The 20,872-nt window shown below is 59.8% G+C and carries 13 protein-coding genes and 1 pseudogene; 3 read left to right on the top strand and 11 right to left on the bottom strand.

The window, feature by feature from the left end:
* Window positions 1–98: 98 nt before the first annotated feature.
* The 4 genes from astD to EJ576_RS13225 all read right to left on the bottom strand — a co-directional run bounded on the left by astD (window position 99) and on the right by EJ576_RS13225 (window position 5,128).
* Complete coding sequence (astD, locus tag EJ576_RS13240; protein ID WP_178083545.1) at window positions 99–1,568, bottom strand: succinylglutamate-semialdehyde dehydrogenase; 1,470 nt, start codon at window positions 1,566–1,568, stop codon at window positions 99–101.
* Window positions 1,565–2,590: an arginine N-succinyltransferase gene (gene astA, locus EJ576_RS13235; protein ID WP_028617615.1), complete on the bottom strand. Its 1,026-nt coding sequence runs from the start codon at window positions 2,588–2,590 to the stop codon at window positions 1,565–1,567. The genes astD and astA overlap by 4 nt, the downstream gene beginning before the upstream one ends.
* A gap of 51 nt (window positions 2,591–2,641) precedes the next feature.
* Window positions 2,642–3,661 (bottom strand): arginine/ornithine succinyltransferase subunit alpha, encoded by a 1,020-nt coding sequence (aruF, locus tag EJ576_RS13230; RefSeq protein WP_003175655.1) that lies wholly within the window; start codon window positions 3,659–3,661, stop codon window positions 2,642–2,644.
* Window positions 3,662–3,907: 246 nt separating this feature from the next.
* Window positions 3,908–5,128: an aspartate aminotransferase family protein gene (locus EJ576_RS13225; RefSeq protein WP_126570499.1), complete on the bottom strand. Its 1,221-nt coding sequence runs from the start codon at window positions 5,126–5,128 to the stop codon at window positions 3,908–3,910.
* Between the two features lie 308 nt (window positions 5,129–5,436).
* Here EJ576_RS13225 and EJ576_RS13220 point away from each other — a divergent pair, with 308 nt between their 5' ends.
* Window positions 5,437–11,364, top strand: a complete 5,928-nt coding sequence (locus EJ576_RS13220; RefSeq protein WP_126570498.1) for a dermonecrotic toxin domain-containing protein — start codon at window positions 5,437–5,439, stop codon at window positions 11,362–11,364.
* A 14-nt stretch (window positions 11,365–11,378) separates the two neighbouring features.
* Here EJ576_RS13220 and EJ576_RS13215 read toward each other — a convergent pair whose 3' ends face one another.
* The 7 genes from EJ576_RS13215 to acs all read right to left on the bottom strand — a co-directional run bounded on the left by EJ576_RS13215 (window position 11,379) and on the right by acs (window position 19,339).
* On the bottom strand, window positions 11,379–12,359 hold the full coding sequence (locus tag EJ576_RS13215; protein ID WP_016979802.1) for a GlxA family transcriptional regulator: 981 nt from the start codon (window positions 12,357–12,359) through the stop codon (window positions 11,379–11,381).
* Between the two features lie 205 nt (window positions 12,360–12,564).
* Complete coding sequence (locus EJ576_RS13210) at window positions 12,565–13,329, bottom strand: ABC transporter ATP-binding protein (RefSeq protein ID WP_010208310.1); 765 nt, start codon at window positions 13,327–13,329, stop codon at window positions 12,565–12,567.
* A gap of 27 nt (window positions 13,330–13,356) precedes the next feature.
* Entirely contained in the window at window positions 13,357–14,469 is a 1,113-nt protein-coding gene (locus tag EJ576_RS13205) for a succinylglutamate desuccinylase/aspartoacylase family protein (protein WP_028617618.1), read from the bottom strand.
* A 1-nt stretch (window position 14,470) separates the two neighbouring features.
* On the bottom strand, window positions 14,471–15,169 hold the full coding sequence (locus tag EJ576_RS13200; protein ID WP_122726364.1) for an ABC transporter permease: 699 nt from the start codon (window positions 15,167–15,169) through the stop codon (window positions 14,471–14,473).
* Window positions 15,166–15,855: an ABC transporter permease gene (locus EJ576_RS13195; protein ID WP_010208305.1), complete on the bottom strand. Its 690-nt coding sequence runs from the start codon at window positions 15,853–15,855 to the stop codon at window positions 15,166–15,168. The genes EJ576_RS13200 and EJ576_RS13195 overlap by 4 nt, the downstream gene beginning before the upstream one ends.
* A 91-nt stretch (window positions 15,856–15,946) precedes the next feature.
* Window positions 15,947–16,732 (bottom strand): ABC transporter substrate-binding protein, encoded by a 786-nt coding sequence (locus tag EJ576_RS13190; protein WP_126570497.1) that lies wholly within the window; start codon window positions 16,730–16,732, stop codon window positions 15,947–15,949.
* 651 nt (window positions 16,733–17,383) lie between these two features.
* Window positions 17,384–19,339 (bottom strand): acetate--CoA ligase, encoded by a 1,956-nt coding sequence (gene acs / locus EJ576_RS13185; protein WP_122726361.1) that lies wholly within the window; start codon window positions 19,337–19,339, stop codon window positions 17,384–17,386.
* Window positions 19,340–19,752: 413 nt separating this feature from the next.
* Here acs and EJ576_RS13180 point away from each other — a divergent pair, with 413 nt between their 5' ends.
* Both EJ576_RS13180 and EJ576_RS13175 read left to right on the top strand, forming a co-directional pair.
* A complete protein-coding gene (locus EJ576_RS13180; RefSeq protein WP_028617622.1) occupies window positions 19,753–20,022 on the top strand; it encodes a DUF2790 domain-containing protein in 270 nt (89 codons plus the stop codon).
* Between the two features lie 473 nt (window positions 20,023–20,495).
* Window positions 20,496–20,872: pseudogene (locus tag EJ576_RS13175) on the top strand (ribonucleotide-diphosphate reductase subunit beta); the annotation flags it as partial.

Raw genomic sequence — 20,872 nt, 5'->3', positions numbered from 1 at the left:
GAGGGGGCTTGCCCCCCGACGGGTACACCGCCGAATTCTGGGGCTGCTTCGCAGCCCAGCGCGGGGCAAGCCCGCTCACCACAAAGCCGGTTCCTGCATTAGATCAGCGTAATGCCGGGGGTTAGCGTTGCTGGCACCACCAAGGTTGGGGTTTCCAGCGAGGCCACCGGGTACGCGCAATAATCCGCCGCGTAATACGCACTGGCGCGATGGTTGCCCGACGCACCTACCCCACCAAACGGCGCGGTACTGGCGGCGCCGGTCAGCTGTTTGTTCCAATTGACGATGCCCGCGCGGCTTTCCAGCCAGAACTGCTGGTAGCGCGCTTCGGAGTCCGACAACAGACCAGCGGCCAAACCGTATTGGGTGTTGTTGGCCTCGGCAATCGCCGCTTCAAAATCAGCGTAGCGGATCACCTGTAACAGTGGGCCGAACAGTTCCTCGTCTTCACGCTCGGTCACGCCGGTCACGTCGATGATGCCGGGGGTCAGCAAGGCGGCCTGGTCCTGAGGCTGAGTCATTTCCAGCAACGCCACAGCGCCATTGGCGAGCATCAGTTCCTGGGCGTCCATCAACGCTTTGGCGGCGGCGAGGGAGATTACCGAGCCCATGAACGGCGCGGGTTGCTGATCAAACGCGCCCACCTCAATGGTCGAGCTGACCGCCACCAGGCGCGCCAGCAACGCGTCGCCCCAAGCACCTTGCGGCACCAGCAGGCGGCGCGCACAGGTGCAGCGCTGGCCGGCGGAGATAAATGCCGACTGGATGATGGTGTAGACCGCTGCATCCACATCGGCCACTTCGTCGACCACCAACGGGTTGTTGCCGCCCATTTCCAGGGCGAGGATCTTGTCCGGGCGCCCGGAGAATTGCTGGTGCAGATGATTGCCGGTACGGCTGGAGCCGGTGAAGAACAACCCATCGATACCGGGGTTGGCCGCCAACGCGATGCCGGTTTCCCGCGCGCCTTGCAGCAGGTTCAACACACCCGCCGGCAACCCGGCTTCGATCCAGCATTGCACGGTCAGCTCGGCAACCTTGGGGGTCAGTTCGCTCGGTTTGAACAGCACGGTGTTACCCGCCAGCAACGCCGGCACGATATGCCCGTTCGGCAAGTGGCCAGGGAAGTTGTACGGGCCAAACACCGCCACCACACCGTGGGGCTTGTGGCGCAACACGGCGGTGGCGTCGCCCAGCGGGCCGCTCTTCTCTCCGGTGCGCTCGCGGTAGCTTTGCACCGAGATCGCGATCTTGTTGGCCATGCTGGTCACTTCGGTGGCCGACTCCCACAGCGGCTTGCCAGTTTCCTCACCGATGCAACGGGCGATTTCGTCGGCACGGCTTTTCAGGGTGGCGGCGAAGGTTTCCAGCACGCTGATGCGTTCTTCCAGCGGGCGCTTGGCCCAGGCTGGGAACGCCTGGCGCGCGGCCTGCACGGCGGACTCGACCTGCTCGGCCGTGGCGCCATTACCGGCCCACAGCACCTGCTGGGTCACCGGGTTGCGCGATTCAAACAGTTCACCCTGGCCAGCCAACCAGCTACCTGCGATATACAACGAATTCATTATTTCGACTCCCGAGCAGCGGACAACGGTACGGCACGCACTTGATCACCCACCACCAGTTGCAGGCGCTTGGCGGTCTGCGGATCGACCACCAGCGTGCCCGCCGCCAGACGAGCCGGGGCGGCGGTGATGCGGCATTCTTCGCGCTTGCGGTTATGGATCAGGAACGGCGTGGCATCGTCCCCCGGCGTACCAATCGCCAGCACCAGCGACTGGCTGTCGCGCACAGCACGGATCTTGGTGGTTTCACATTCCACCGCAGGGCCGGCATCGAAGATGTCGACATAGCCTTGGTAGCTGAAGCCTTCGCTCTTGAGCATGCTCAGCGCCGGCTCGGTGTCCGGGTGGACCTTGCCGATCACGTTGCGCGCATCCTCGGACAGGAAGCAGCTGTACAGCGGAAACTTCGGCATCAGCTCGGCGATAAAAGCCTTGTTGCCCACGCCGGTGAGGTAGTCAGCCTGGCTGAATTCCATCTTGAAGAAGTGGCGGCCCAGGCTTTCCCAGAACGGCGAACGGCCGGCGTCGTTGGACACGCCGCGCATCTCGGCGATGATCTTGTTGCCAAACAACTGCGGGAATTCGGCGATAAACAACATGCGCGCCTTGGCCAGCATGCGGCCGTTAAGGCCGGTGCGGTAATCGGCGTGCAGGAACAACGAGCACAGCTCGGAGTTACCGGTGAGGTCGTTGGCCAGGAACAGCGTCGGGATCTCGCGGTAGATGTTCAGCTCCTGGGAGGCACTGACCGTCAGGCCAACCCGGAAGTTGTACCAAGGCTCGCGCAGGCCAACGGCGCCGGCAATGGCGGAAATGCCCACCACACGGCCTTCGTCGTTTTCCAGCACGAACAGGTAGTCGGCATCGCCACGCCCGGCTTCGCCGCGAAAGGTTTTCTCGGCCCAGCCCACGCGGTGGGTCAGGCGCTCTTCGTTGGCCGGCAAGGTGGTGAGGCCGGTGCCGGTGCTGCGCGCCAGATCAATCAGGGCCGGTAAATCGCTGCTGCGTACGGGACGAACGATCATGCTATCTCCTCGAACGGGCCGCTGTTGTCAGCCACCCGCGAAACTCTCTTTTTAAACCGCTACCAGGCGCACGCTCGCGCCTTCACCAACACCCAGGGCTTCGGCCGCTGCAAGGTCCAACGTCACCGGTTTACCCGGCGCATAGTCCAGCTCCAGCATCACCGCGCGGTAATCCTGCAACTGCGCGTTGCTCACCAGGTACTGGCGACCGACACCCTTGACCATCTCACCGATCTTCACCGGCACCACGCGGCTCTGGGCGATCGAGCGAATGCCCGACACCCGTGCGTGCAGCGTCGGGCCACCGTCGAAGATGTCGATGTAATGGTCGGTCTCGAAGCCTTCGCGCATGAGGATGTCGAAGGTGATCTGTGCACGCGGGTGCACCTGGCCCATGGCTTCCTGGGCTTCGTCCGGCAGCAGCGGCACGTAGATCGGATAGTGCGGCATCAGCTCGGCGAGGAAGGTACGGCTTTTCAGCCCGCACAAGCGCTCGGCGGCGGCGTAGTTGAGGTCGAAGAAGTTGCGCCCGATGGCGTCCCAGAACGGCGAGTCGCCGTTCTCATCGCTGTAGCCGACGATCTCGGTCACCACCGAGTCGGCAAAGCGCTCGGGGTGGCTGGCGACAAACAGCAGGCGGCCACGGGAGTTGAGTTCCGACCACGGCGAACCGACCAGCTCGGGCACCACATAAAAACTGGTGAGCAGGCTGTTGCCGGTGAGGTCGTGGCACTGGGAAAGCACATGGATCTTGTTGTGGATCTTCAGCTCGCGGGAGGCGTGCACGAAGGTCTCGTTACGGAAACTGTAGAAAGGTTCCGAGTAGCCCGCCGACGCGACAATGGCCGAGCAACCGGCGAGCTTGCCGGTCTCGGTGTCTTCAAGCACGAAGAAATAACTCTCTTCGCCGTTGAAACTGACCTCGGCCGCGAAGGACGCTTCGCTGGCGGCGATCTTGTCGCTCAGGCGTTCCACATCGTCCGGCAAGGAGGTGACACCAATCGGGCTGTCCGCAGCCAGACGCTGTACCTCGCCCAGATCAGCCATTTGCGCGGGGCGCATCACCAGCATGGTGTCACTCCTTAACTCGAAAAACTCACAGAGGGAAAAATGCCGGACAGGAGAACTGCTCACACCGCTCTCACGGTGTAAACAAATCTATGTGGGAGCCGGGCTTGCCCGCGATTACGGCGTGTCAGTCAGCACAGATGTTGCCTGTACCACCGTCTTCGCAGGCAAGCCAGCTCCCACATTTGATCCAGTCCGGCCTTTGGAATTTGTGTTCGGCGCCCGATTGTTCGGACGCCGAGCGGTCCATCAAGCTTGCGTCAGCGCTTTAACTGCACGCTCAAAACGGTCCAGGCCTTCCTTGATATCCGCCTCTTCCACCACCAGGCTCGGGGCAAAACGCACCACGTCCGGACCGGCTTGCAGGATCATCAGGTTTTCTTTCTCGGCCGCGTTGAACACGTCCTTGGCCTTGCCTTTGAACGCATCGCTCAGCACGCAACCAATCAACAGGCCCATGCCGCGTACTTCGGTGAAGATGCCGTACTGTTTGCCAATCTGTTCCAGGCGTGCCTTGAACAGGTCGTGCTTGGCGTTGACGCCGGCCAGCACCTCTGGGGTGTTAATCACGTCGATCACCGCCTCGGCCACCGCGCACGCCAGCGGGTTGCCGCCGTAGGTGGTGCCGTGAGTGCCGACGACCAGGTGCTTGGCCAGCGCTTCAGTGGTGAGCATCGCCGCGATCGGGAAACCGCCGCCCAGGCTCTTGGCGCTGGTAAGGATGTCCGGGGTCACGCCGTAATGCTGGTAAGCGAACAGATGGCCGCTGCGGCCCATGCCGGTCTGCACTTCGTCGAACACCAGCAGCGCGTTGTTCGCGTCGCACAGCTCGCGGGCGCCTTGCAGGTAAGCCAGCTCAGCCGGCAGTACGCCGCCTTCGCCCTGGATCGGCTCCAGTACCACAGCGCAAGTCTTGTCCGACACGGCGGCTTTCAGCGCGGCCAGGTCGTTATAAGGCACGTGCGTGATACCGGTGATTTTAGGACCGAAACCATCGGAGTACTTGGACTGGCCACCGACGTTGACGGTGAACAGGGTACGACCGTGGAAGCTGTTCAGCGCGGCGATGATCTCGTATTTCTCGCTGCCGAAACGGTCGAACGCAACGCGACGGGCCAGTTTGAATGCGGCCTCGTTGGCCTCGGCGCCGGAGTTGCAGAAGAACACGCGCTCGGCAAAGGTGGCGTCGATCAGCTTGTGGGCCAGGCGCAGGGCCGGCTCATTGGTGAAAACGTTGGAGACGTGCCACAGCTTGTTGGCCTGTTCGGTCAGTGCACCGACCAGCGCCGGGTGGGCGTGGCCCAATACGTTGACCGCGATGCCGCCGGCAAAGTCGACCAGCTCGCGACCCGCCTGGTCCCACACGCGCGAACCTTCGCCACGTACAGGAATGAATGCGGCCGGTGCGTAGTTAGGCACCATGACCTGGTCGAAATCGGCACGTTGCACCGGGGCTTGCTCAACGGACATCGGAGTCTCCTGAAGAGGAACGCCTGCCTGGAACTGGCGGGCGATGCAGGGATTGTAAGGACAGTTTTCAGCGCGGCCTTGCCGCCAAGCGACAACTTCTTATAGCGCCAACCCGCGATTTTGGCGGGTTTACGCCAATGCGACAAATAGCGTCGCAATGGCGCAGTTTAAACACTGTGGTGTCGCAGCGGCAGGTGTTCAGCAAGATAGATGCAACGCAAGGGGTGGTCGGCTATCTATCTACCTCCGGTCGGTCGGAAGAAATTGGTCTGCTCTCACGCCTATTCATCACACAAAGGCGTTCTCTCGTGACCCCACCGACTCCTTCCATCCCGCTCCCGGACCTGTCGACTTATCGCGACTTGCATCTGGAGATCCTCACGCAGGCGGTTCCCGACTGGCTGCCCAAGCTCTCTCCTGACAAGCGCGCAGCGTTTCGCACGGTAAAGCCAGACTTTGCGCAGTGGTACAAAACGGCCTCCCCGGAAGATCATGACCGTCTCAAAAACCGCATGAATACCGCCTGGGAGGCACAACTGCGGCTCGACCAGACCCTGGCCGAGATGAAGTCGGCGCAAGACTTCGGCGCGCCGCTGCTACAACAGTTACTCAAGCAACGCTTCGGTATCGAAACTGACGTCAAAACCACTTACCTGCGGCTCTACATTCCCCAAACGATACCTTGGTTCCCCGTTCGATCAGGCGGCGCAAGAACCTGGACGGTGTCATTGATCGACGCTGCCCTGCACAACTTTGAAGACGGCGAGGCATTTGAAGCGCAATCGGCGTTCATCACCCAACCCACCAGCACCGGACAATTCGACAGGCTGCCCGCGCTCCACACGCGAATCACCGTGGCGCAATTCACTGCCTTGTGCCGGGAACTGGACATCGGCGCCAAGTACCAGCGCTATCTTGAACAATTCTTTGATTTCAAAAACCCAGTGGCCATGGCGAGCCTAAAATTGAAGGTCAGGCAAAGCCAGGCAGCGAACTTGCACGTCGCGCTGCAAATGGCTTGGATGAAAGACGATCTGCACGATGATCAGTCATTCATACTCTTGCAACGCCTGATCAACAGCGACGGCAGCCTGAGTACCTGCCTACCGCTGCGGTGTTACAACCTGAGCATCATGTCCACCCCACTCACCGGCATCGTGCTGTTTGCCGAGAACATTGGCAGCCGTCGCCCGGTAGGCGTTATCGCCTATATCCCGGACGACCCTTACGCGCCGCTCAAGCATTACCCCACACTCGTCGACTTCATGACCGCACTGGGCAACAACCTGCGCACCGCTGAGTATCAACAGTTCTTCAGCCGCTTCGTCAATCACGAAGACCGCGGCCTCTTCTTTGCCGACCTCAACCGCAGGCTGTCCAAGGTCACTTGGCACGAGCACACACGTGACGATCCACTGCCCTCCTGGCGCGAGACCCCCATCGATAAGCCACACCTGACGTTCAGCGCCTCCAGCATCAGCGGCAACCTGTTCGAGCATCTGTTTCAGACAAAATTCAGCAAGGTGTTCAACGATGCCCGCATTATCGCGGTGTCCACCGCCAGCGTCGATCAGCGAGTACGCTGGGAGCGCTGGGACATCGTGCAGAAAGTGGCCGCGGCCATCCTGCAAATCGCAGCGCTGATTGTCGCTCCATTTGTCCCCCCCGTGGGCCTGTTGATGCTCGGCTACGCCGCCTATCAAATGCTTGATGACGCCTTTGAATGGATCATCGACCTGGCTGTGGGCGACGCGACCGTAGCTTGGGGGCATTTTCTGTCATTCGTGGAGCAAGGATTAGAATTGGGCCTGTTCATCGCGGGCGCGCCACTGGCCGCTGGCGCCTTGCGTGCTGCGCTGCCTGCCGAAGTCATCACGTTTTTCAATGGTCTCAAGCCCGTCACGTTACCCAACGGCAAGGCACGACTCTGGAAGCCAGACCTTGCACCCTACGCCCACGCTATCAAACTGGCCGACCACGCCTATCCAAACGCCGAGGGCCTGCACGCCCACAACGGTAAAAATATCCTGCTGCTCCCGGACAAACTGTTTGTTGTACAGAAGGACCCTGTCACCCAGCAGCCTTACCTTCAACACCCCACCAGGGCCAACGCTTACCGCCCGCCCCTGCTGACCAACGGCAAAGGTACTTGGGTGAGCGAACTGGACACCCCCCTGAGCTGGGACAGCGCCACCCTCATGAAACGCCAAGGCCCTAAAACAGCCGGGCTCAGCGATGAACAATTGGTCACCGCTCGGCGCATCAGCGCCACGGACGACGGCGCGTTGCGCAAGATGTACATCAACCGGCACCAGCCACCCCCCTTGCTGACCGATACCATTGACCGCTTCCAGATCGACCAGACGCTGCAGGACTTCATTGATCAAATGAACAGCGATGATCCCGCGGTTTTCAAGCGGGCCGATGCGCAGTCCCAACTGCACCTGCTGGCCAACCTGGACCTTTGGCCAAAAGCCAAGACCCTGCGGTTTGTAGATGCCGAAGGCAGAACCGCCTGGGAGTTGCCCGGCGAAACAAACGCCAGCGTGGTGCAAATACTCGAAGCCCAGTTGAAAAACGGTGACTTACTGAAAACCCTGCTGGAAGCGCTGGATGAACCCCAACGCAAAACCTTGCTGGGAGAAGCATTCGGCGACCCGCCAACCTCCCTGGACAATCGCGCGCTTAAACTCAGGAAAAAACTGGCCGGACTGGCTCAATCGCATCGCGCTGAATTGTTCAACACCCGCTACCAAAAGCTGGATCGCCCTGTCACCCCTCGCCAACAGGCCATGGTCGACAACACACCCGGATTGCCGCTCACCGCAGCCGACGCCCTGCTGGACACCGCCAACAGCCAGGAACTCAAGGCCATTGACGAAGGAACAGTCCCCGCGCGCTTGACCGAGCTGGCCCAAGCGTTGCGAGACGAAGCCAGGGTGAACCATGCCTACGACGGTTTATACCTCGACTCGACGGACACCCTCGACACCCACCGACTGGCCTTGCACTCCCTGGAGCAATTGCCCGGCTGGGCAGGAAAAAAGGTGCGCATTGAGATCAGAAGCTCCACGCCCGAGGTCACCCTCCTGGGTGCCATCGGCAAACCCAAGGCACGCATCAAAAGAGTCCTGGTGCGCTCGCCCGATGGGCGTTACACCCCGCAAGACGACAGCGGCGAACTGTTCGGCGCAACCGACCTGTACAACGCGGTGCTCCAGGCCCTGCCCGATGCCGAGCGCAACGCCCTGGGCCTACGCATCGGCCAAGGCCCCGCCCTGCGGCTGGCCCTGCGCACCCATGCACTGAAACGCGCCCCCTTGCGCAAGCTGATCACCGCCGAGCCCGCCCGCGCGCCTACCGACACCCGCACCCATCTGCGCCTGCTGGGCATGGACAACTACCCACCGGCTGCACCGGCTGAACAGCCCAGCGCGCAGGCGTTGGCACGAGAGCTGTATCCAGCCCGCACCGATGAACAAATCGGTGAGATGATCCAGGCACTGGAACGCCGTCCGGGTGGAGCCTTTCCGGCATTAACCGCCCTACGCCAAGAGTATCTGCAACTTAATCGTGTCCTGGCCGACTGGGCAGCCCGCACCCCGCGCCGCTACCCGGACAGCGAGGTGAACATGGGCCGTCAGGAATACAGTGACATGCGGCAAAACCGCGTGCTTTTCTGGCGTGAACTCTTGAGCGCCTGGCGCCGGGAAACCGAGACAGATACCTACTTCGAGCATCCCAGCCAAAACGGTGAGAAACTCAAATCGCACGCCATTCTGTATGGAGAGCTACCGGCGCTGCAGGCCAATTTCGAGCATATTTCCTACCTTGAACTCAATGGCAACAAGACAGCACTGAATAACGTCGATGGTTTTTTGCGTAGCTTTCCCAACATTCGCCACCTCAGCATCGCCAATGCCCAACTGGGTCAACTGCCACCCTCTCTCAGCGCAATGCCACGCCTCAACACATTGGTCCTCAGCGACTGCGGTATCACCCTGACACCCGACAGCCTGAATGCGCTGACGGCCATGAATAGACTTCGAACCCTGGACCTGTACAACAACCCGCTGGACTTGACCCCAAACGTTGAACGCATGATTGAACTGCGCTTTCTGGACCTATCCGAGACTGGCATTTCCAATGTACCTGTCGGTCTGCTCAGCCGAACATCGCTGGAGCTGGCAATGCTGTCCCAAAACCAGATTACACAGCTGCCTTCCGCGCTTTTCGATCTGCCCGCCGACACCCCAACCACCTTCGGCCTCTCGGGCAATCCCCTGTCGCGAGCGACCTTGGAGCAGGTAAAAAGCTATTACCAGCGAACAGGTCATTATTGGGACATCGACGCATTGGCAATCGATATTCAGCGCGTCAATACGCTTTTCCCGGACTTCAGCGTGAACGAAGTCAACCGCTTTCTCTTTGGTCTGTCTGGCAATATTGAAATGGGCCAGATCGAACTGGCGCGACTGGAAGTCGAATATGCTGACCTGTCCGACGGGCTTGATACATGGGCACAGCAAGCCCCCGCACCGGAGGAGCAAGCCCGGCGAGAGGCATTCAAAGAGGAACTCCAAGCCTGCTGGCGCCGAGAAGGTGCACTGGATACGAGCAGCCCCAAGGTCATTCCCACGTTCGCCGTGGAAAGCCCGCAACCTGTTACAGGCACATTCCCATCACTGGACAGCGGTGTCTTCAGGCATGTGTCTGCATTGCGCCTGAAGGGTGCGCAGGCGCCATTTCCCTTGCAATCGTCGCTTTTTTTCAGAGGGTTCCCCACCCTTAACCACTTGTTTATCGAGGGTTATGTGATGGGTGATGTTCCCGCTTCGTTATGGGACCTGCCCCAATTGACCTCGTTGCGTCTGCCCCGTTGCGCGCTCACCTTATCAACCGAGAGTGCCGCATCACTCGCCACGCTGAACGAGTTGGGAACACTGGACTTGAGTCATAACCCTCTGGGCCAACTGCCTGATTTCAGCGCGCTGCCCAGGCTGTCCAGCATCGCGCTTGAAGACACCGGCTTGACGCAAATTCCCGACAGCCTGCTGACGGCCGTGGAGCGCCAACACGTCAACCTGAGCAATAACCTGATCACCCAGGTTCCCGACAGCATGTTCAGGCTGCCCGACTCAGTCACCGCCGTCTTCGACCTCTCCCGCAACCCACTGAACCGCTCGGCACTGATGCAGATCAAACGCCATTGCCAGCGCACGGGCGAGCATTGGCGCGTCGATGCGCCGACGTCGTTGCGAGAAAGGATCGAAGCGCTGTACCCCACCTTCACCGAAAACGAAGCCAGCCGCTTCTTTTTTGAGCGACCCGGTGACCTGGACGCGGCAGAGCCTGCCATCGGACAACTTGAAGCCGAATACGCCAAACTGCGCACCGACCTTGAAGCATGGGTGGTGAATGTGCCAGAGCGCCACCCGATCGTGGACACGCCATTGGATGAGCAAACGCGGGCACAGGATCAGCTCAATCGACGGGCATTCAAAGCGCTGCTTGAAGAAGCCTGGCGCCGCGAAAGCGAACTGGACGACAACAACGACAGGTTTGAGCCGAGCTATAAGCTGACCTTTGAGGCGCCGATCCTAGGGGAGCTACCCGAATTGAGCGCCCGGTTTGAGCATGTGACAACACTCGACCTTGAAGGCAATGGCACCACCACCCGTATCGACGGACTGCTCAAATGCTTCCCCAAACTCAGGGGCCTGGTCATCTCACGATTCAGCCTGGGCGATATTCCCCTCACCGCGTTAAGTCTGACTGAGCTCAACGCCCTCAGCCTGACCGAATCTGCTATTCGTTTGACACCCACCAGTGCCGACGCCTTGTCGGGGATGAGGACCCTGCAGTACCTGGACCTGAGCGGCAACCCGCTGGGCCTCACACCCGACGTCAGTCATCTGTCTGAACTGGAAACGCTGATTCTGCCAGACACCGACATTACTCAAATCCCACAAGGGCTATTCGCCTTGCGCGAGTTGCGCACCTTGGACTTGAGCGACAATTTGATCGAAGAGGTTCCTGCGGACTTTTTACAACTGGCCACGCAGCTCGACACCGCATCAGACCTGAGCGGCAACCCATTGTCGGCAGCGAGTCTGGACATCCTCAGGCAGTACTACATGCAAACCGGTGACGACTTGGAGGTGGCGGCAGCGGGCCTGGATGCAAACGGCAATCCACTGGTGAGATCCAGCTCCCCAGAGCCCATGGAGGAATAACGACTCGCCGGCGGTCAACCGCGCTCGGACGGCACCGACGACAACTCAAACGGGCTGCTGCTGCGCCGTTGGTTACGGTCTTCCCGGGGCGTGGCGCCGAAGAAATTGCGATAGGCGCTGGAGAAATGCGGCCCCGAGGAGAAGCCGCACGACAGGCCGATCTGGATGATCGACTTGCTGGTTTGCATGAGCATCTGACGGGCCTTGTTCAGGCGCAGTTCCAGGTAGTACTGGCTGGGGACGCGGTTGAGGTACTGCTTGAAGATCCGTTCGAGCTGTCGTCGCGACACGCATACATGTTGGGCAATTTCGTCGGTGGTCAGCGGTTCTTCGATATTCGCCTCCATCAACAAAACAGCCTGGGTCAGCTTTGGATGGCTGGAACCCAGGCGGTTTTGCAGCGGGATGCGCTGACGCTCGCCGCCTTCACGGATGCGCTCCACCACCAGTTCCTCGGACACCGCACCAGCCAGTTCGGCGCCATGATCACGGGCCAACACTGCCAAGAGCAGGTCGAGTACCGACATCCCACCGCAGGCAGTGAGACGGTCGCGGTCCCAGTCGAACAGATGGCTGGTGGCGATGACCTTGGGGAAACGCTCGGCGAAATCGTCCTGCCAGCGCCAGTGCACGGCGGCGCGGTAGCCGTCGAGCAGGCCAAGTTGGGCCAGCGGGTACACACCGGCCGACAAGCCGCCGATCACACAGCCGGCGCGGACCAGTTGCTTGAGCGCGGTGCTCAGTTGGGAAGCGATGACCGTCGGCGGTTCATCCGCCAGCAGGAACAGCTTCTGGAACCCTTCCAATTTGCCCGCCCATGGCTCGCCCGGCAGTTGCCAGGCGCCTTCGGTCGCCGGTTCGGCTTGCAGGAACGACAGCTCGTAGACCACATCCGGATGCACCCGCTGGGCAACGCGCAAGGCCTCCTCAGCCAGCGCAAGCGTCAGGGCTTTTGTGCTGGGCCAAATCAGGAAACCAATTTTGTGGGCGGTCATGGAGTGCTATCCGAAGCCAGTAACAGTAATGAAGACAAGGGCCAATGCTAGCCCGTAATCGAGTACAAATCTCAAAAACGATGCATATCCAATGTGGGAGGGGGCTTGCCCCCGATGGCGGTGTGTCAGATAAACATTTCTAACTGATGTACCGCAATCGGGGGCAAGCCCCCTCCCACAGGGGTTACCTATTCACAGGAGGTCATTATTTCAAGCTCCCGGAAAGGAACTGCTGCAAACGCTCGGACTGCGGGTTCACCAGCACTTCACGCGGGTTGCCGCGCTCTTCGACGATGCCTTTGTGCAAAAACACAAGCTGGTTCGACACTTCACGGGCAAAGCCCATTTCATGGGTCACCACCACCATGGTGCGGCCTTCCTGGGCCAGGTCCTGCATCACCTTGAGCACTTCACCGACCAGTTCCGGGTCGAGCGCCGAGGTTGGCTCGTCGAACAACATCACTTCCGGTTCCATCGCCAAGGCACGGGCGATGGCTACGCGCTGCTGCTCGCCGCCGGACATGTGACCAGGGAACGCATCTTTACGATGACCCACACCGACCTTGGCCAGGTAATGCTCGGCCTTTTCACGGGCTTCTTTCTTCGACACGCCCAGCACGTGCACCGGGGCTTCCATCACGTTTTCAATCGCGGTCATGTGTGACCACAGGTTGAAATGCTGGAACACCATGGACAGCCGCGAACGCATGCGTTGCAGTTGCTTAGGGTCGGCAGCCTTCATGGCGCCGTCCTTGTTGGCCACCAGTTTCAGCTCTTCGTTGTTCAGCAGAATCTTGCCGGCGTGGGGTTGCTCCAGCAGGTTGATGCAGCGCAAAAAGGTACTTTTGCCCGAACCACTGGAACCGATGATGCTGATCACATCACCGGCTGCGGCGGCCAGGGACACGCCTTTGAGCACTTCATGACTGCCATAGCGTTTATGCAGGTCTTGGACTTCAAGTTTGTACATGCGGTCGGTTCTCACAAAAACAGGTGGTCAGTCGTTGAGCAAGCGCCCGTGACGCAGCGCTTCGCGCCCCGCCACCTTGGCCAGCCAGAAACCCGCTTGGGCATAACGTAGCCGTTCAACGGCAAACAACACCCCCGAAGTACCTGCACAGATGGTGCTGACGCGGTCTTCCAGGGGATCAATCACTTCAAAAATCGGCTCGCCTTTTTCGATCCATTCACCGGCTTTGCGCAGGTAACTGATCACCCCGGCGTGGGGCGCGAACAGCAATTCAGTGCCCTCGAAAGGCACGCCTTCGCAAGGTTCGAATTGCGGTGCAGGCCATTCGCCCTTGATCAAGCCCTGCTCAGCGAGGAACGCGAGAATACCTTCGGCGTGAAAAATCGCCTCGTCACGCCCGGTATCGGCCTGACCGCCCAGCTCCAGCGTAGTCGCCAGGCAAGCCAACGGGATTTGCGACTCAGGAAACGCCTGAGACAAACGCAACCACGGCAGCGAACAGGCCTCATCGAACGAACTGCCGCCGGAGTCTTCCGCCAGCAGGCCGACCTTCACATTCAAATGCGCCGACAGCGAACGCCACTGCGGCCAGTGCTGCGGCAGTGCGTACATGTGCAGTGCGGCTTCGGCGTCGCAATGCAGGTCGAGCACCACATCGGCGGTGCAGGCGTGGCTCAGCAAGATGCGCTGCATGCCTTGCAACTGGCTGCTTGGCTCGGGCAACGCGCTGAGTACATCGCTCATCGCCTGACGGATCAAACGCACATTGGCGTGGGGGTCATCACCCAACTTGCCGCTGAGCAACTCGGCAACCGGCTCGCTCAACTCGACGAAATCACGGTTGAAGTTCTTGCCGCTGCCCACCTCGAAACGGCCCTGGTGGCTGCCTTGCAGCAGTTGGCCCAGGCCCATTGGGTTGGCCACCGGCACCAGCTCGATCACGCCGTTAAGCGCGCCTTGCTGTTCCAGTTCGGCGAGGCGCTTTTTCAGCTCCCACGCGGCGCGCATGCCGGGCAATTCATCAGCGTGCAGGCTGGCCTGGATATACGCCTTGCGCTCGCCCTGGCCGAAACGGAATACGCTCAGTTGACGCTCGCAGCCCAGGTGGCCCCAAGGCAACAGGTGATCGATACGTTCCATATCAATGCTTCCGTGGAGCCAGGTAGCTCAGCCAGCGGCGCTCGGCCAACTTGAACAGGCGCACCAGAATGAAGGTCAGGCACAGGTAGAACACGCCGGCGGTGATGTAGGCTTCGAACGGCAGGTAGAACTGGGCGTTCACCGTACGCGCGGCGCCGGTGATGTCGATCAGGGTGACGATGGAGGCCAGGCTGGTGGTCTGCAGCATCATGATCACTTCGTTGCTGTACTGCGGCAGCGCACGGCGCAAGGCCGATGGCAACAGGATGCGGCGATACAGTTTGTAGCGCGACATGCCCATGGCCTTGGCCGCTTCGATCTCGCCATTGGGAGTGGCCTTGAGGCTACCGGCAATGATCTCGGCAGTGTAGGCGCTGGTGTTGATCGCGAAGGCCAGGCACGCACAGAAGGTGGCGCTGGACAGCAGCGGCCAGAGGAAGCTTTCGCGCACCACTTCAAATTGGGCCAGGCCGTAGTAGATCAAAAACAGCTGCACCAGCATCGGCGTGCCACGGATCACGTAGGTGTAGAGCCAGGCCGCGCCGTTGACGATCGGCTGCTTGGACACGCGCATCAAGCCCAAAGGCAAGGCAGCGAGCAGGCCGAAGAACAGCGAGATGGCGAGCAGTTTCAGGGTGGTCAGCAAGCCGCCAAGGTACAGCGGCATGGCCTCCCAGATGACGTTGTAGTCGAAGATCATAGATCAGCCGCCCTTACGCCTACCGAGTAGCGCTTCTCAAGATGACGCAAGGCCAGCAACGACACGCTGGTGATCACCAGGTACATCGCCGCCACTGCGAGGAAGAAGGTAAAAGGTTCGCGGGTGGCGTCTGCCGCCTGCTTGGCCTTGAACATCATGTCTTGCAGGCCCACCACCGAAATCAGCGCAGTGGCCTTGGTGAGGACCAGCCAGTTGTTGGTGAAACCGGGGATCGCCAGCCGGATCATCTGCGGCACCATCACCCGGAAAAACACTTGGAAACTGCTCATGCCATACGCAAGGCCGGCCTCGGCCTGGCCCTTGGGAATGGCCATGAAGGCGCCACGGAAGGTTTCCGACAAGTAGGCGCCAAAGATGAAACCCAGGGTGCCGATACCGGCGGCCAAGGGGTTCAAGTCGATATAGTCGTCGTAGCCCAGCATCGGCGCGACGCGGTTGAGCAGGTCCTGACCGCCGTAGAAAATCAGCAGGATCAGCACCAGGTCGGGGATCCCGCGGATCACCGTGGAGTACAAGTCACCCAGCCAAGCCAACCAGCGCACCGGCGACAGGCGTAACGCGACCCCGATCAGACCCAGAACAATGGCCAAGGCCATGGACGACAAGGCGAGCTGAAGCGTCAACCATGCGCCATCGAGGATGACGGCCCCGTAGCCTTTCAACATGATTCAGGTCCTCGAAAAGGGGGATGAAAAAATGGCGCAAACCTCAGGAATTCTGTTGCTTGCGCCATTTCGAACAGACAGCTACGACGATTTACTTAGGGTCAGCGCCGTAGATATCGAAGTCGAAGTACTTGTCCTGGATTTTCTTGTACTCACCGTTGGCACGGATCGCGGCAATGGCTGCGTTGATGCGGTCCAGGTTTTCCTTGTCGCCTTTGCGTACGGCGATGCCGATGCCGTCACCGAAGTACTTGTCGTCGGTGAACTGTGGGCCCACGAACGCGTAGCCTTTACCGGCTGGCGTCTTCAAGAAGCCGTCTTGCAGCAGGGTGGCGTCGGCCACGGTGCCGTCGAGGCGACCGGCTTCCACGTCCAGGTAGATTTCGTTCTGCGAGCTGTAAGGCACAACCGTGGCGCCTTTAGGAGCCAGGACTTCCTTGGCGAAACGATCGTGGATCGAACCGCGTTGTACACCGATTTTCTTACCCTTCAATTCAGCCAGGCTGTTGCTGACGGTGGTGCCTTCCTTCATCACCAGTTGCGCTGGGCTCAGGTAATAGCGGTTGGTGAAGTCCACGGACTTCTTGCGGTCTTCCGTGATGGACATGGACGACAGGATCGCGTCGATCTTGCGCACTTTCAGCGCAGGGATCAGGCCGTCGAACTCTTGCTCGACCCAAGTGCACTTCACGTCCATCTGCTTGCACAGGGCGTTGCCGATGTCGTAGTCAAAACCGACGATGCTGCCATCGGGCGCTTTGGAGGCAAACGGAGGGTAAGCCGCTTCGATACCAATTTTCAGGGGCTTGCCTTCAGCGAAAGCCTGCATGGACAGCACGGACAGCGCCAGGGCGCCCAACAGCACGAGTTTCTTCATCTTGGGACTCCATCGGTATAGGGCAAAACAGCAGTATGAGCCATGGCCCACGATGCGACTTAAGGGAAACCGAATTGCGGTGCTGCGTCCTACACCAGCTACACACTGGAGACGACGAGCGAGTGATCGGCATTCTAACGACAGGCCGGAAGCCGATATTTCCTCAATGCGACAACAATTTACAGAAGCACCGAGAAAGCGGTTCCAGCTCATTGACAGCCTCTGTATTTTATGCAGAGACAAAAGACATTAAACCTGTAGACGCTGCAAATTGCGGGCCTATTATTCGCAAACCCTTCTAGCACGGCAAGTCTGGCGTTTAATCTTATTTCCAGGGGTGTCTGGAATGGGGTTTTTCGGGGCGCAGACGTAGCACATTGCCTCAGGTTTGCGCGCGAGGTTACACATTCAGGGCGGGCGGTAACAATCAGAAACGCCCTACACGAAAAACCGATATTTATTTGACTGGCGCAGATCCCATGTGGGAGGGGGCTTGCCCCCGATAGCGTTGGATCAGCGCCAAATATGGCCGCTGACACACTGCCATCGGGGGCAAGCCCCCTCCCACATTTGATCTCCATTGGTTTCAAGATCCCACAAAAAAGCCCCACCCGGCCTACGCCAAGTGGGGCTTTATCTGACTATCCCGCCTTATGCGACGTTCATGGTCTTGTGCGTCTCGATCAAATGCGCGACCACACCTGGATCCGCCAGAGTGGAGATATCGCCCAAACCGTCATACTCGGCCGTGGCAATCTTGCGCAGGATACGGCGCATGATTTTCCCCGACCGCGTCTTCGGCAAGCCAGGTGCCCACTGGATCACGTCTGGCGAAGCAATCGGCCCGATTTCCTTGCGCACCCAGTTTTTCAACTCCAGGCGCAGCGCTTCGTTCGGTTCTTCGCCATTTTTGAGCGTGACATACACATAGATGCCCTGCCCCTTGATATCGTGTGGCACACCCACCACCGCTGCTTCAGCGACTTTAGGGTGGGCAACCATGGCGCTCTCGATCTCGGCAGTGCCCATACGGTGGCCGGACACGTTCAATACGTCGTCCACGCGACCGGTGATCCAGTAGTAACCGTCTTCGTCACGACGCGCACCGTCACCAGTGAAGTACATGCCACGGAAGGTCTTGAAGTAGGTGTCGACGAAGCGGTCATGGTCGCCGTACAGCGTACGCGCCTGGCCTGGCCACGAATCGAGGATCACCAGGTTGCCTTCGGCCGCGCCTTCGATCAGGTTGCCCAGGTTATCCACCAGCGCCGGCACCACGCCAAAGAATGGCCGTGCCGCCGAACCCGGCTTGAGCGCATGGGCGCCCGGCAGCGGGCTCATCATGTTGCCGCCGGTTTCGGTCTGCCACCAGGTGTCGACAATCGGGCAACGGGATTGGCCGACGTTCTTGTAGTACCAGTCCCACGCCTCTGGGTTAATCGGCTCACCCACCGAGCCAAGCAGGCGCAGGCTGCTGCCATCGGCGCCTTCACAGGCAGCGGTGCCGGAAGCCATCATCGCGCGGATCGCGGTCGGCGCAGTGTAGAGGATATTGACCTTGTGCTTGTCGACGATCTTCGCCACCCGCGTGATATCCGGGTAGTTCGGCACGCCTTCGAACAGCAGCGTGGTCGCGCCATTGGACAGCGGGCCGTAGACAATATAAGTGTGGCCAGTGACCCAGCCGACGTCGGCGGTGCACCAGTAGATTTCGCCCGGGCGGTAGTCGAACACGCGCTCGTGGGTCAGGCCGGCGTACAGCAGATAGCCGCCGGTGGTGTGCTGCACGCCCTTCGGCTTGCCGGTGGAACCGGAGGTGTAGAGGATGAACAGCGCTTCTTCGGCGCCCATCTCTTTGGGCGCACACACGGTGCCCGCCACTTTCATCAGGTCTTCGTACCAGATGTCGCGATGCTGGTTCCACTTGATCTGGCCATTGGTGCGCTTGCACACGATGACCTTCTGGATGCTGCTGGTTTCCGGGTTGGTCAAGGCGTCGTCGACGTTGGCCTTCAACGGAATTTTCTTACCGGCGCGAATGCCTTCATCGGCAGTGATCACCACCTTCGACTTACAGTCGATGATACGACCAGCCAGGGCTTCCGGCGAGAAACCGCCAAACACCACGGAGTGGATCGCACCGATACGGGTACAGGCCAGCATGGCGACCACGGCTTCGGGGATCATCGGCATATAGATGGTCACCACGTCGCCGCGGTGCACATCCTGGCCGCGCAGGGCGTTGGCGAACTTGCAGACTTCTTCATGCAGCTCGCGATAAGTGATGTTGCGGCTCTCGGCAGGATCATCGCCCTCCCAGATGATCGCGATCTGGTCGCCGCGCTCGGCGAGGTGACGGTCCAGGCAGTTGTAGGAAACGTTCAGGGTGCCATCGGCGAACCACTTGATATCGACATGGTGATCGTCGAACGAGGTCTGCTTCACCGTGGTGAAAGGCTTGATCCAGTCAAGGCGCTTGGCTTGCTCGCGCCAGAAGCCATCGGGGTTGACCACCGACTGCTGGTACATGGCCTTGTAGGTCGCCTCGTCGGTCAGCGTGTTGGCTGCTACTTCGGGGCGGACGGGGTACAGGGAAGCCGCACTCATCTTTCTTACCTCGGTGACATAGTTGTTTTTGTATGGCCCTGTTGTAGCCGGGGCTGACCTATAGAACCATTCGACGATGGTAGTAACAAGCCCCTACAAATTGCCCTGATATCCCCGTTTGCACCTCTAGCCCGCGGGCTGCGGCGTTTCGCAGCCATGTGAAAAAAGCTTTACCACGGGATTGTTACAAAAACCGCCAATAGTGTTTATCAAAAGTACGGGTATATGAATATAACCTGGGGGCCTAAAATCAACTCCGCCAACAAGGCACTTTGGTTACATACCGCAGTGATTAACAACGCAACAGCCCCCACGAAGGCAACCTTAATCCGAACTTCCAAATCTTCAAGTTACACACGCGGCCTCACAAGGGCCCCGTGACCCCATTCGACCTAAATAAGGTAAATAGAGAAATGAAAGCTTTAGTAGTTATGGCCCTCAGCAGCTTGTGCGCAACCGCCGCCCTGGCCGACGAAGCCCCGACTGACGTAGCTGGCCGCAACACCCCGATCGTTGAAGACTACACTTACAGCACCCACTTGGATGTTGCCAAAGTATTGTCCATGAGCAGTATTCCGGAAGTGTGCGAAGTTGTACCGGTGAAGATGGAATATGAAGACTCACAAGGTCAGCGTCATATTCTTAATTACCATGTGATGGGCAACGGTTGTTCTAACGGGTAATAACTTCATTAGTGTGATCTTGTTCGCCGCAAGAAATCGTTCTTGCGGCAAAGAACCGGCCCCCTCCTCCCCTCGCTGCGCCCCCTCGAAAAAAATCCTGCCGCTCGTCCCTCCGGCCAACCCCAGCAAAGCCGCGTCTTGGCTTGAAAAGTAGGCTTTTTGTCTGCGATCCGTGAGCATCCGCCACAACACAAAGCCGATTTTTTCCCTATAATGCGCGGGTAAATCGGGCCTGCAATATCCCTTTACACTGGGATGAAGAGCCAGACCTGAGGCCTCCCGCTGGAGCAAGCACCTACCGCTCCGCACCTCAAGCCTCACGCAGAGCACCCGTAACCCTATTCCGTTTAATGCGTGCGCTAGCTGCAACAAACGATTCCTTAAGATCCACCGCGGCCTCAGGGCCGTGTGAACACCCAACCATCCGGTTTCACACGGGCACCTTTGAGCCCTCACGCAGGAGACGACACGTCATGCTGAGCTGGGACGAATTCGACAAAGAAGAAGAAGGCGAAGTTGCCGCTAAAGGCGCCAACGCCGGCCACGCCACCGAAGCCAACATGGACCGCCTCGACGGCGATGGCGCCAAAGCAGCCCTCGAAGCCCGCGCCGTCACCGCCAGTGACTCCGCCGCCATCGTGCGCGCCAAGGCCGCCCTCGACAAACTCGACGTCGCCGAAGGCCTCGCCGAGCTGGAAGGCTCCGCCGCCCGCGTCGCCGTTGACGAAAAACGCATGATCAACTGCCGCGCCGACCTCAACCAACTCGTACCCTTCAAGTACGACTGGGCCTGGCAGAAGTACCTCGACGGCTGCGCCAACCACTGGATGCCGCAAGAGGTCAACATGAC

The organism is Pseudomonas sp. C 49-2 (genome assembly GCF_003970195.1).
In the GTDB taxonomy this organism is placed as follows: domain Bacteria; phylum Pseudomonadota; class Gammaproteobacteria; order Pseudomonadales; family Pseudomonadaceae; genus Aquipseudomonas; species Aquipseudomonas canadensis.
The sequence above is the reverse complement of the archived record's forward strand: the minus strand, read 5'-3'. Positions and strand labels throughout refer to the sequence as shown.

Bases quoted from the DNA above. Each gene is read 5' to 3' on its own strand.
- astA (WP_028617615.1), bottom strand. From the start codon at position 2,590: ATGATCGTTCGTCCCGTACGCAGCAGCGATTTACCGGCCCTGATTGAT.
- aruF (WP_003175655.1), bottom strand. From the start codon at position 3,661: ATGCTGGTGATGCGCCCCGCGCAAATGGCTGATCTGGGCGAGGTACAG.
- EJ576_RS13225 (WP_126570499.1), bottom strand. From the start codon at position 5,128: ATGTCCGTTGAGCAAGCCCCGGTGCAACGTGCCGATTTCGACCAGGTC.
- EJ576_RS13215 (WP_016979802.1), bottom strand. From the start codon at position 12,359: ATGACCGCCCACAAAATTGGTTTCCTGATTTGGCCCAGCACAAAAGCC.
- EJ576_RS13210 (WP_010208310.1), bottom strand. From the start codon at position 13,329: ATGTACAAACTTGAAGTCCAAGACCTGCATAAACGCTATGGCAGTCAT.
- EJ576_RS13205 (WP_028617618.1), bottom strand. From the start codon at position 14,469: ATGGAACGTATCGATCACCTGTTGCCTTGGGGCCACCTGGGCTGCGAG.
- EJ576_RS13200 (WP_122726364.1), bottom strand. From the start codon at position 15,169: ATGATCTTCGACTACAACGTCATCTGGGAGGCCATGCCGCTGTACCTT.
- EJ576_RS13195 (WP_010208305.1), bottom strand. From the start codon at position 15,855: ATGTTGAAAGGCTACGGGGCCGTCATCCTCGATGGCGCATGGTTGACG.
- EJ576_RS13190 (WP_126570497.1), bottom strand. From the start codon at position 16,732: ATGAAGAAACTCGTGCTGTTGGGCGCCCTGGCGCTGTCCGTGCTGTCC.
- acs (WP_122726361.1), bottom strand. From the start codon at position 19,339: ATGAGTGCGGCTTCCCTGTACCCCGTCCGCCCCGAAGTAGCAGCCAAC.
- EJ576_RS13180 (WP_028617622.1), top strand. From the start codon at position 19,753: ATGAAAGCTTTAGTAGTTATGGCCCTCAGCAGCTTGTGCGCAACCGCC.